The sequence below is a fragment of the Klebsiella sp. CN_Kp100 genome (genome assembly GCF_040065315.1).
Classification (GTDB): Bacteria; Pseudomonadota; Gammaproteobacteria; order Enterobacterales; family Enterobacteriaceae; genus Klebsiella; species Klebsiella oxytoca.
Genome location: NZ_JBEAIJ010000045.1, coordinates 49,523 through 61,092, shown reverse-complemented (window position 1 = coordinate 61,092; position 11,570 = coordinate 49,523). Strand labels below are relative to the sequence as shown.

The window sequence follows — 11,570 nt, the reverse complement described above, 5'->3', positions numbered from 1 at the left end:
CAGGAACTGTAGCCCGGCTAAGCGAAGCGCGAGCCGGGGACAGCGGCTAGGGCATAAACCGATAGCCGATCCCCGTTTCGGTCAGCAAGTGCTGCGGACGGGCCGGGTCGGCCTCCAGCTTTTGCCGCAGGTGCCCCATATAAATCCGCAGGTAGTGGCTGTGCTCCACCGCATTTGGCCCCCAGACCTGGTTGAGCAGCTGTCGCTGGGTCAGCACTTTGCCAGGGTTGTTGAGCAGGACCACCAGCAGGCGAAACTCAATCGGCGTCAGGTGGATCTCTTCATCGCCGCGCACGATACGGCGGGCGGGGATATCAACGTCAATATCGGCAAAACGCACTCGCGGCTCGTCGGCCTGGGCGCCGGCATGGCGACGCATCGCCACCCTCAGTCGCGCCTGCAGCTCGCCAATGCCAAAGGGTTTACTGAGATAGTCATCGGCTCCTGCGTCGAGGGCGGCGATTTTGTCCTGCTCCTCGGTGCGCGCCGACAGCACGATAATCGGCATCTGGCTCCACTGGCGAACCTCGCGAATAAACGCGTTGCCGTCGCCATCGGGCAGACCCAGATCGAGAATAGCTAAATCCGGCTTGCGGGTCGCGGCTTCGATCAGCCCGCGCTGCAGCGTCTCTGCTTCAAATACGCGCATGCCGTCGGCTTCCAGCGCGGTGCGCAGAAAGCGGCGGATAGCGTTTTCGTCTTCGATAATCAGAACGTTAATCACATTTCCTCGGCTAACTCTTCCAGTTCAGGGGGCGCTTCTCGCGGCAGTGTAACACGGAAACAGGCGCCGCCTTGCGGGCGCGTCTCGGCGCTAATCGTTCCGCCGTGCACCTCAACGATGGCCTGACAAATCGCCAGTCCCAGGCCTACGCCGGGGATCGCCGACTCTTTATTGCCGCGGGCGAATTTATCAAAGATAGCCTGTTCCTGCCCTGGAGGAATACCCGGCCCGTTATCCCACACCTCAAGCAATAAATGGTGCGGGTCGACATGCGCCGCGATGCCGATTTGCGCCTGCGGCCCGGTGTACTTCACCGCGTTTTCCAGCAGATTAATCAGCACCCGTTCAAATAGCGGGCCATCGACGTGTACCAGCAGCAGCGGGTCCGGCAGATCGAGCTGAATATGCCGCCCACCGAGCCCCGGTTCCAGCATGCGCAGCGCGCTGCCGACCACCTCTTCGAGGGTTAACCACTCTTTATGCAAATTAAAGCCGCCGGACTGGATCCGCGCCATATCCAGCAGATTATTCACCAACCGGGTGGTGTTCAGTACGTGCTGGCGTATCTCATTGGCCTGCGGCGCGTGCTTCGACCCTTCGCTGGCAAGATCGAGGGTCAGGATTTCCGCCTGGCCGAACAGCACCGTCAGCGGGGTGCGTAAATCATGGGACAGCGCCGCCAGCAGCGAGTTGCGCAGGCTTTCCCGCTCGCTGTTCAGCCGCGCCTGCTCTTCGCTGGCGGTGAGCGTCAGTCTCTCCAGCGCGCTGGCGACCAGCAGGGTAAAGGTTTCCAGCAGGCGCTGTTGTTCGGGGATCATCAGCTGGCGCAGGTTAGCCGGCTCCACCACCACCAGCCCCCAGGTACGGGCGGCGCTTTTCAGCGGCAGGATTTGGTAGGGGACGCCGGGTAACGTATCGGTACCCGCCCCGGCGGGCAGCCCCTTATCGAAGCTCCAGCGGGCGATCGCGTCGTCCCAGGTGATGGCCGCGGTGGGTTGAGTCAATGGAGAGAGCCGGTTCATCTCATCGGGCAGCAGTAGCTGACTGCGCGCCTGAAACGTCGAGGCGATAAACCGTTCGCTGGTGGCGGCGATATCTTCACGGCTGCGGCCCACCGCCAGCGCTTTGGACATTTCGTACAGATGCCGGGTGCGCCGCTCGCGATAGCGCGCCACCCGCGCCTGGTAGCGAACGCCGGCGGTGAGGTTGCCGATAAGCAGCCCGACGGTCAGCATCACGCCAAAGGTGAGTAAATACTGTACATCTGAAACCGCCAGCGTACCGCGCGGCGCAACGAAAAACAGATCGAAGCTGACCACGTTAATCACCGTCGCCAGTACCGACGGCCAACGGCCATACACGAGAGCGATAATCACCACGCCAAGCAGATACAGCATCACCAGGTTGGCGGCCTCAAAGGCCATCAGCCACTGCATGGCGACAACGGTAATCACCGCGCACAGCGCGATGGCGACGACGCAGCCCTGGAGCTGAAGACGCCATTTATCCATCGCCGTCCGGCTATCGCTGGCGCGAGCCGGCAGGGAGGCGGCTTTTTCATCCAGCGCGATCACCACCAGATCGAGATCCGGGGCGTGACGGGCCAGCCGATCGGCGAAGCCGCCGCGATCCCACCAGCGCCTTTTCTGCTGGCGGCCAATCACTATCTTGCCGAGATTATGTTCGCGGGCGTAGTGCAGAACGGCCTTCTCTTCGGATGGATCGGAGAGGGTGGCGGTTTCCGCTCCCAGCTCCTGCGCCAGCCTGAGCGCGGCGAGAATCGCCCGCCGCTTCGCCTCCGACAGGCGGTGCAGCGACGGAGTTTCAACATACACCGCATGCCAGACGCTGCCCAATCTGGCGGCCAGCCGGGCGGCGGCGCGCACCAGCTTTTCGCTGCCGGTGTTATGGCCGATGCAGAGCAAAATGGCGTCGCGGGTGTGCCAGACTTTTTCCTGGCCCTGGCGATCGCGCCAGGCGCGCATCTGCTCATCGACTCGATCGGCAGTACGGCGTAGCGCCAGCTCGCGCAGGGCGATGAGATTGCCCTTGCGAAAGAAGTTTTCAATGGCCCGCTCAGCCTGACCGCCGATATAGACTTTACCTTCATTGAGCCGCTGACGCAGATCGTCCGGAGGCAGGTCAACCAGCACCACATCGTCGGCGGCGTCGAAAAACGGATCGGGGACGGTTTCGCGAACCTGCACGCCGGTGATGCCGCTGACGACATCGTTCAGGCTCTCGAGGTGCTGAACGTTAACGGTGGTAAACACGTCGATGCCGGCTTCCAGCAGCTCTTCGACGTCCTGCCAGCGTTTAGGATGACGCGATCCGGGCGCGTTGCTGTGCGCCAGCTCATCGACCAGGATCAGCGCCGGGCGGCGGGCCAGGGCGCCGTCAAGGTCAAACTCCTTCACGTAGCGCCCGCGGTGGGAAAGGCGGCGCTGGGGCAGGGTACTCAGCCCCTCAAGCATCGCCGCCGTCTCTTTACGCCCGTGGGTTTCCGCCACGCCAATCAGGATATCCAGCCCCTGGGCGCGCAGCCGCTGCGCTTCCGCCAGCATCGCCCAGGTTTTACCGACCCCGGCGCAGGCGCCGAAAAATATCTTTAGCTTACCGCGATGCGGGGCGGCGGCGTGTTGCAGCAGGCGATCAGGGTCCGGACGCAGCGGCTCATCACTCATCTTACTTATCCTTCAGGGCATCCAGCGACATATTCAGCTGCAGTATATTTACCACAGGTTGGCCGAGAAAACTGAGCAACGGTTTTTGCGTTGCCTCGTTCACCAGTTGCGTGACCTGCTCCACGCTGAGCTGGCGCGCTTTGGCGACGCGCGGCGCCTGCCACAGGGCGGCGGCAGGCGTCAGGCTGTAATCCAGTCCGCTCGCCGAGGCGGTGACCAGCTCCACCGGAACCGTGGCGCTGGCGTCCGGATTGGCGGCGCGCAGGGCCTGCACCCGTTCGCTGATGGCGTTGTCCAGCGCCGGATTGCTGGCGGCGAGGTTGCTGCCGCCAGAGGCCAGCGGGTTATCCGGCATCTCCGCCGTGGCGGAAGGGCGGCCCTGGAAATAGCCCGGCGCGGTAAAGTTCTGCCCGATGAGACGGGAACCGCGCACTTCGCCGTCAATCCGCACCAGCGAGCCGTTGGCCTGCTGTGGGAACCACCACTGTCCCAGCGCGGTGGTCAACAGCGGGTAGACGCCGCCGGTGAGCAGCGTTAACAGAATAAACAGTACAAGAGCAGGACGAATGAATGACATGGTTTTTTCCTCACAGCAGCCCGGTCAGGGTCAATAACAGGTCGATAGCTTTGATACCGATAAAGGGCACCAGCAATCCGCCCAGGCCGTAGACCCACAGGTTGCGGCGCAGCATCGCCGAGGCCGTCAGCGGCTTATAGCTCACGCCCTTCAGCGCCAGCGGGATCAGGAAGATGATAATCAGCGCGTTAAAAATCACCGCGCTCAGGATCGCCGAAGAGGGCGAGTGCAGATGCATCACGTTGAGCATCGCCAGCGGCGGATAGACGGCGGCAAAGGCGGCCGGAATGATGGCAAAGTACTTCGCCACGTCGTTGGCGATACTGAAGGTGGTCAGGGATCCGCGGGTCATCAGCATCTGTTTACCGATATGTACGACCTCGATCAGTTTGGTGGGGTTAGAGTCGAGATCCACCATATTGCCCGCCTCTTTCGCCGCCTGGGTACCGGAGTTCATCGCGACCGCCACGTCGGCCTGCGCCAGCGCCGGGGCGTCGTTGGTACCGTCGCCAGTCATCGCCACCAGCCGACCTTCCGCTTGATACTGGCGGATCAACGCCAGCTTGGCCTCCGGCGTCGCTTCGGCGAGAAAGTCGTCCACTCCGGCTTCCGCGGCGATAGCGGCGGCGGTCAGTCGGTTATCGCCGGTGATCATCACCGTTTTAATCCCCATTTTACGCAGTTGGGCAAAACGCTCTTTGATGCCGCCTTTCACGATATCTTTCAGCGAGATAATCCCCAGCACCCGCTCGCCTTCGGCGACCACCAGCGGCGTCGCGCCAAGACGTGCCACTTCTTCAACCTGCTTATCGACATCGGCCGGAAAGTGGCCGCCGTTGGCCTCAACGTGGCGGCGGATGGCATCTACGGAACCTTTGCGGATCATCCGCTGGTCGATGTTGATGCCGCTCATCCGGGTCTGGGCGGTAAACGGCACAAAGGTGGCATGCAGCGACTGGAGATCGCGCTCGCGCAGGTTAAAGCGCTGTTTGGCCAGGACGACGATGCTGCGGCCTTCCGGCGTTTCATCGGCCAGCGACGACAACTGGGCGGCATCGGCAAGGGTTTTCTCTTCCACGCCCTGCGCAGGCAGGAATGCCGAAGCCTGGCGGTTGCCGAGGGTAATGGTGCCGGTTTTGTCCAGCAGCAGGACGTCGACGTCGCCCGCCGCCTCAACCGCGCGGCCGCTGGTGGCGATGACGTTCGCGCCGAGCATGCGGCTCATCCCGGCAACGCCGATGGCCGACAGCAGGCCCCCAATAGTGGTGGGGATCAGGCATACCAGCAGCGCCACCAGTACCGTTACGCTGACAGCATTACCGCTCCAGGCGGAGAAGGGCCAGATAGTGGCGGTGGCCAGCAGGAATACCAGCGTCAGGGCAATAAGCAGGATGGTTAGCGCAATTTCGTTCGGCGTCTTGCGGCGCTGAGCGCCTTCAACCATGGCGATCATCCGGTCAAGGAAGGTTTCGCCCGGGTTGACGCTACAGCGGATCACCAGCCAGTCGGAGAGAATACGCGTCCCGCCGGTCACCGAGGCGAAGTCGCCGCCGGATTCGCGGATAACCGGCGCGGACTCACCGGTAATGGCGCTCTCATCTACCGATGCGCCGCCTTCGATAACTTCGCCATCGCAGGGGATAATATCTCCCGCTTCCACCAGCACCACGTCACCTTTACGCAGCTCTTCGGCGGGGACGTGGTCAATTTGCGCATCGTGCTGCGGCGCGCGCAGCTTACGGGCAAAGGCGGTCTTTTTGACACCTTTGAGGCTGTTGGCCTGCGCTTTACTGCGGCCTTCCGCCATCGCTTCGGCGAAGTTGGCGAACAGGACGGTGAACCACAGCCAGAGACTAATAGCGGCGGTAAATCCGGCGCTGCCGACGATTTGCCCGCTCGCCATGGCAATGGCCAGCAGGGTGGTGAGCAGGCTGCCGATCCAGACGATAAACATCACCGGGTTACGCCACTGTACGGCAGGGCTCAGTTTTTTCACGGCGTCCAGCAGGGCCTGACGCACCAGCGTCGGCTCCAGCAGGGCTAATGATTTGCGACTCATAACAGGTTGCTCCGCAATCGCTTAAAGTAAGGAAAAGTGTTCTGCCAGCGGGCCGAGCGCCAGCGCGGGAATAAAGGTCAGGGCGCCGACCAACAGCACGGTGCCGATCAGCAGGCCGATAAACAGCGCGTCATGGGTGGCGAGCGTGCCGCTGCCGGCGGGTTGAATCTTCTTCGTCACCAGCGAACCGGCAATCGCCATCACCGGGATAATCACCGCGAAGCGGCCGACCAGCATGCAGAATGCCAGCAGCAGGTTCCAGAATGGCGTTGCCGCGCTGAGGCCGCCAAAGGCGCTGCCGTTGTTGTTCGCCGCTGAGGTGACGGCATACAGTACTTCGCTGAAGCCGTGCGGCCCGGGGTTAAACATGCCTGCGCGACCGGCCTCGGTCAGCATCGCCAGCGCCGTGCCGAGGAGCACCAGCGTCGGGGTAACGAGGATCGCCAGCGCGATCATTTTCATTTCGCGGACGTCGATTTTTTTCCCGAGGTATTCCGGGGTGCGGCCAATCATCAGCCCGGCGATAAACACGGCCAGCATCACGAACAGCAGCATGCCGTACAGACCCGAGCCGACGCCGCCGAAGACCACTTCGCCTATCTGCATCAGCCACATAGGGACCATCCCGCCCAGCGCGGTAAAGGAGTCGTGCATGGCGTTGACTGCCCCGCAGGACGCGGCGGTGGTGACCACGGCAAACAGGCTGCTGGCGAGAATACCGAACCGGCTCTCTTTGCCTTCCATGTTGCTACTGCTGTCGGCGCCAAGGCTCAGCAAGTGAAGGTTGCCGCGGGTTTCTGCCCACATCACTACCGCCACGCAGACGATGAAGATGAGCGTCATCGCCCACAGAATCGCCCGACCCTGACGGCGATCGCCCACCGCCTCACCGAAAGCGAAGCACAGCGCCGCCGGAATGAGAAAGATCGCCAGCATCTGCACCAGGTTGGTCAGCGCGGTGGGGTTTTCAAAGGGATGCGCCGAGTTGGCGTTAAAGAAGCCGCCGCCGTTGGTACCCAGCATTTTTATCGCTTCCTGCGAAGCCACCGGCCCCAACGGCAGCATCTGGCGTACCCCTTCAAGCGAGGTAAATTCCTGATTCGGCGATAAACTTTGCGGCACGCCCTGCTGGATAAAGAACAGCGCAATCAGCAGCGAAATCGGCAGCAGCACCCAGAGAGTAATGCGGGTCAGATCGACCCAGGCGTTGCCCAGAGCGGTGACTTTCTGCCGGGCGTATGCGCGGGTGAGGGCAAAGATCACCGCGATGCCGGTAGCGGCGGAGAGGAAGTTTTGCACCGCCAGCCCGGCCATCTGGCTAAGGCTACTCATGGTGGCTTCACCGGCATAGGCCTGCCAGTTGGTGTTACTGACAAAGCTCACCGCCGTATTCAGCGCCAGATCCCATGACAGACCGGGCAGATGCTGCGGGTTGAGCGGCAGAGAGCCCTGAAACATCAGCAGAGCGAACAGCGCCGCCAGACCCAGCGCGTTAAACAGCAGAATCGCCACTAAATACTGGAGCCAGTTCATCTCCTGCGAACGAATCCCCGCTGCCTGCCATAAACCGCGTTCAATCCGGGCCAGACCCGGTAGCGGCATATCGTTGATCATCGTCGCCAGCGCCGTAACCAGCGGACGAGCGAGGATCATTAGCAGCAGAATAAAAGTCGCGATGAGTAAAAAACCTTGAGCGGCCATCAGAATGCCTCCGCATGTATCAGGGCATAAACCAGATAAACCAGCAACAGGAACACCAGCGCTACGCCAGCGATTACGCCTGTAGTCACAATCCACCTCCGGATGTCTTTTTTGATTTACGAGGAGAATAGGAAGTCGGGCGCAAAGATTTCGCAAAAATCAGCCACGGGGGTGTAAAAAAAATATAAAAATGGCCAAAACCACAATTTAACTAATGATTAGTATTAATTTAACCTTTATGTAACTTAATTACCGGAAGAATGTAAATAAATCCTGAATAGGCGTTTTTTAGTGGTCGGATGAGTAGTAAAATTACAGCCAAAGCGGTACTATTTTAAGCAGAGAAACAGATTAACTTTACCGGCTTTACTTGCCGGCCTGACAAAGGGGAGAGAAATTATGGCGTTGTACAAAACTTATCCTGCTCATATCATCTTTGCGCGTCGCGCTTTCGCCGTGGCGGCTGGCGTACTGGCGCTGCCGGTGATGCTGTTCTGGAAAGATCGCGCCCGTTTTTACAGCTGGCTGCACCGCGTGTGGGCAAAGACCAGCGAACAGCCGGTATGGATGGCGCAGGCCGAAAAAGCCTCCGCAGATTTTTATTAATAACGGCTTATGGCTCAGCGCGTGCGCGCCGTGGAAACAGGCTAATGTATTGAGATTGCGGTTTATTTACCCTGTCTCCTCCGCCAGACTCGCGACACAGCGTGCCAACAGATTGCTTTATCATCATGCCGCCGGTTTATCCGGCGGTTTTTTTTTGCCATGAGTGGCTTACACTTATTCACTCCCCGAAGGTTAACCTGCGGGAGGATTAAATATACGTCGAACTTATCAATTTTCATGATGAAAGGAATGTTATGGCCACCCATCTGGTCTGGTTTCGCGCGGATTTGCGCATCCACGATAACCTGGCGCTCGCCGCCGCCTGCCGCGATCCGCATGCCAGGGTGCTGGGATTATTCATCGCCACGCCAGGGCAATGGCGTCAGCACGGTATGGCGCCGCGCCAGGCGGCGTTTATGGTCAGCCATCTGCACAGCCTGCAAGCGGCGCTGGCCGAAAAGGGGATCCCGCTGCAGATTGAACATGCTGAAGATTTCACCGCCAGCGTAGAGCTACTCGTCAGCATTTGCCGGCAGCAGCAGGTGACGCATCTGTTTTACAACTACCAGTATGAAATCAATGAGCGCCAGCGCGATGCGGCGGTGGAGAGAACCTTAGCAGAGGTGACCTGTCAGGGGTTTGATGACAGCGTGCTGCTGCCGCCCGGCAGCGTGCTGACCGGCAGCCGCGAAATGTATAAGGTATTTACGCCGTTTAAAAATGCTTTTATTCGGCGTTTACAGGAGGCGCTGCCGGAGTGCGTCGCCGCGCCGAAAGTCCGTGCGGGTGGGCCCATCACAGCCTCGTCTGCAGTAAAAATAGATTTTCCACAGACGTCATTTGATAGCGAACTGTTCGCCGCGGATGAAAAAAGCGCTATCGCCCGGCTTCGCGGCTTCTGCCAGCAAAAGGCCGCCGAATATGAACAGCAGCGCGATTTTCCGGCCATCGAAGGGACCAGCCGGCTGTCGCCGTGCCTGGCGGTGGGCGCGCTCTCGCCGCGCCAGTGTCTGCACCGCTTACTGGTGGAGCTGCCGCGGGCGCTGGATGGCGAAGCCGGAGCGGTATGGCTCAACGAGCTTATCTGGCGCGAGTTTTATCGCCACCTGATGGTTTACTACCCGGACTTGTGTAAAGGTCGGCCTTTTATTGGCTGGACCGATAAGGTTGCCTGGCTGGACGATAAAACCGCGCTTCAGGCCTGGCAGCGTGGGCAAACCGGCTTCCCGATTGTCGACGCCGCGATGCGTCAGCTTAATGCGACCGGCTGGATGCATAACCGCCTGCGGATGATTGTCGCCAGTTTTCTGGCGAAAGATCTGCGCATCGACTGGCGGCTGGGGGAGCGCTATTTTATCGAACAGCTTATAGATGGCGATTTGGCGGCGAATAACGGCGGCTGGCAGTGGGCGGCTTCGACCGGCACCGATGCCGCGCCCTATTTTCGTATTTTTAACCCTACGACCCAGGGAGAGCGCTTCGACAAAGCGGGGCAGTTTATTCGTCAATGGCTACCGGAGCTGGTCGGGGTGCCTGAGAAAGCGCTGCATCAACCGTGGCTGTGGGCGGAGAAACAGGGCGTAACGCTGGATTATCCGCGCCCGATTGTCGATCACAAACAGGCGCGGCTGGAGACGCTGGCGGCCTGGGAAGCCGCCAGAGAAGTTAAGACTCCATCGCCAGGCGGCGAGCCCTGATCTTAACGGAGTGATACAGCCAGATAGCCAGCACCAGGCCGACGCAGGCCAGCGAGCCCCAGGTTATCTGGCTGAACACCTCAATGTAGGCATTAATTGAATAGTTGATGGCTCCAGCGGCGTCGAACGATCCCTGCGAGGTTTGATCGGCAATAACCCCAGCCAGATAGTTGGCGATAGCGCCGGAGAGCAGCATATATATGCCGGTCAGCACGCCGGTCACGCCGGGGATCTCGATACGGGTAATCTGCGACATCGCCACCGGGTCGATAAACAGTTCGGCAAACCCCATCACCGCCAGACCCAGCACCATCAGCGGCATTGAGGAGTGCCCATAGGCGGCTGACCAACGTGCGCTAAGGGTCAGGATGCAGAACCCGGCGCTCATCAGGCCAAGGCCCAGCGCGAACTTACCCCAGATGCGCACGGTACGGTTGCCGTTGATGTTTTCTTTCACCAGCCACGCCAGAACCACCCCGCAGAGCATCACCGCAAAGGCATTGACCGACTGGAACATCGCGGTCGGAATCTCATAGCCCATAAAATGACGGTTAACAAAACGGTCGATGTACAGGCTGATAGAGCTGCCGCCCTGCTGCGCAAAGGCCCAGAACAGCAGGCTGAAGCAGGTGAGCACCATAATCAGGCGCAGCTCTTTACGCTGCCTGGCGGACTCTGCCCGCAGGTAGATCCGCGCCAGTACCGCCAGACCAATCACCGTCGCGACAATCAGCGCGTACACCGACCACTCCTGCCAGAACAGCACGGTGATCAGCAGCGGCGCGGCGATCAGCAGAACCAGCAGCCAGCCCCAGTTCGGTAAGACAAAACTCCGCGCCCGCAGCGCTTCGCGATTCACGCCCCGGGTGTGGCGGAAATGGTGATTACCGCTGAGGAAAATCACCAGCCCGGCAATCATGCCAACGGCCGCCAGCGCGAAGCCCATCGCCCAGCTGTACTCTTGCTGTACGTAGCCGCAGGCGATTGGCGCGACGATAGACCCGACGTTGCCCGCCGCGTACATCAGCGAAAAACCGCCATCGCGACGCGGGTCTGTGGGTTCATACAGTTCACCGAGCAGACAGCTGACGTTGGATTTAAACAGCCCGTAGCCGCAGACAATAATCGCCAGCGACAGATAGAGAAAGGTGGGGGCGATTTCGCTGGCGCCGAGCACCAGATGGCCGATGGCCATCAGCAGCGCGCCGAGCATCACCGCCATACGGTTGCCCAGCAGCTTATCGGCCAGGAAGCCGCCGAGAATCGGCGTGACGTAGACTAAAGAACAGTAGGCGCTGAACAGCGCATAGGCATGATTATCGTCATACTTGAGCTGATTGGTGAGATAAAGAATGAGCAGCGCGCGCATGCCGTAAAAACTGAAGTATTCCCAGATTTGCAGCGCGACGACGTAATAAATCGCCCGCGGCTGTGAAGATTGTGTGTTCATGAAACGCTTTGTCCTGCCATAAAAATGAAAGTCGATCTTTTTGCATGAATAGCCACTCGCTAGTGATATTCA

9 protein-coding genes are annotated in these 11,570 nt (G+C 60.1%); 2 read left to right on the top strand and 7 right to left on the bottom strand.

All coding sequences use genetic code 11. The annotated features are described in order from the left end of the window. Window positions 1-46: 46 nt before the first annotated feature. Genes kdpE through kdpF form a run of 6 tightly spaced genes read right to left on the bottom strand, consistent with a single transcriptional unit; the run spans window position 47 to window position 7,834 of the window. Window positions 47-724, bottom strand: coding sequence for a two-component system response regulator KdpE (kdpE, locus tag ABLV12_RS20770; RefSeq protein WP_004100256.1), 678 nt, complete (start codon window positions 722-724; stop codon window positions 47-49). After that, entirely contained in the window at window positions 721-3,408 is a 2,688-nt protein-coding gene (kdpD, locus tag ABLV12_RS20765) for a two-component system sensor histidine kinase KdpD (protein ID WP_016807941.1), read from the bottom strand. The genes kdpE and kdpD overlap by 4 nt, the downstream gene beginning before the upstream one ends. Window position 3,409: 1 nt before the next feature. Beyond that, entirely contained in the window at window positions 3,410-3,985 is a 576-nt protein-coding gene (gene kdpC, locus ABLV12_RS20760; RefSeq protein WP_016807942.1) for a potassium-transporting ATPase subunit KdpC, read from the bottom strand. Window positions 3,986-3,995: 10 nt separating this feature from the next. Continuing rightward, window positions 3,996-6,044, bottom strand: a complete 2,049-nt coding sequence (gene kdpB, locus ABLV12_RS20755; protein WP_004111433.1) for a potassium-transporting ATPase subunit KdpB — start codon at window positions 6,042-6,044, stop codon at window positions 3,996-3,998. Between the two features lie 21 nt (window positions 6,045-6,065). Further along, complete coding sequence (gene kdpA, locus ABLV12_RS20750; protein WP_348867303.1) at window positions 6,066-7,745, bottom strand: potassium-transporting ATPase subunit KdpA; 1,680 nt, start codon at window positions 7,743-7,745, stop codon at window positions 6,066-6,068. Continuing rightward, window positions 7,745-7,834, bottom strand: coding sequence for a K(+)-transporting ATPase subunit F (kdpF, locus tag ABLV12_RS20745; protein ID WP_016807944.1), 90 nt, complete (start codon window positions 7,832-7,834; stop codon window positions 7,745-7,747). The genes kdpA and kdpF overlap by 1 nt, the downstream gene beginning before the upstream one ends. Window positions 7,835-8,144: 310 nt before the next feature. On the opposite strand from kdpF, the gene ABLV12_RS20740 reads away from it, so the two are divergent. Further along, the gene (locus ABLV12_RS20740) at window positions 8,145-8,351 is read left to right on the top strand and encodes a DUF2517 family protein (RefSeq protein WP_004100261.1); all 207 of its coding nucleotides are present in this window, start codon (window positions 8,145-8,147) and stop codon (window positions 8,349-8,351) included. Between the two features lie 254 nt (window positions 8,352-8,605). Next, window positions 8,606-10,048, top strand: a complete 1,443-nt coding sequence (phrB, locus tag ABLV12_RS20735) for a deoxyribodipyrimidine photo-lyase (RefSeq protein WP_142447640.1) — start codon at window positions 8,606-8,608, stop codon at window positions 10,046-10,048. On the opposite strand, the gene dtpD is transcribed toward phrB, so the two are convergent. Next, window positions 10,017-11,498, bottom strand: a complete 1,482-nt coding sequence (gene dtpD / locus ABLV12_RS20730) for a dipeptide permease DtpD (protein ID WP_064355368.1) — start codon at window positions 11,496-11,498, stop codon at window positions 10,017-10,019. The two genes, phrB and dtpD, sit on opposite strands and share 32 nt — an antisense overlap. Window positions 11,499-11,570 lie beyond the last annotated feature (72 nt).

Excerpts from the sequence above, each read along its gene's own strand:
- dtpD (WP_064355368.1), bottom strand. The coding sequence starts at position 11,498 with ATGAACACACAATCTTCACAGCCGCGGGCGATTTATTACGTCGTCGCG.
- kdpB (WP_004111433.1), bottom strand. The coding sequence starts at position 6,044 with ATGAGTCGCAAATCATTAGCCCTGCTGGAGCCGACGCTGGTGCGTCAG.
- ABLV12_RS20740 (WP_004100261.1), top strand. The coding sequence starts at position 8,145 with ATGGCGTTGTACAAAACTTATCCTGCTCATATCATCTTTGCGCGTCGC.
- kdpA (WP_348867303.1), bottom strand. The coding sequence starts at position 7,745 with ATGGCCGCTCAAGGTTTTTTACTCATCGCGACTTTTATTCTGCTGCTA.
- phrB (WP_142447640.1), top strand. The coding sequence starts at position 8,606 with ATGGCCACCCATCTGGTCTGGTTTCGCGCGGATTTGCGCATCCACGAT.
- kdpD (WP_016807941.1), bottom strand. The coding sequence starts at position 3,408 with ATGAGTGATGAGCCGCTGCGTCCGGACCCTGATCGCCTGCTGCAACAC.
- kdpC (WP_016807942.1), bottom strand. The coding sequence starts at position 3,985 with ATGTCATTCATTCGTCCTGCTCTTGTACTGTTTATTCTGTTAACGCTG.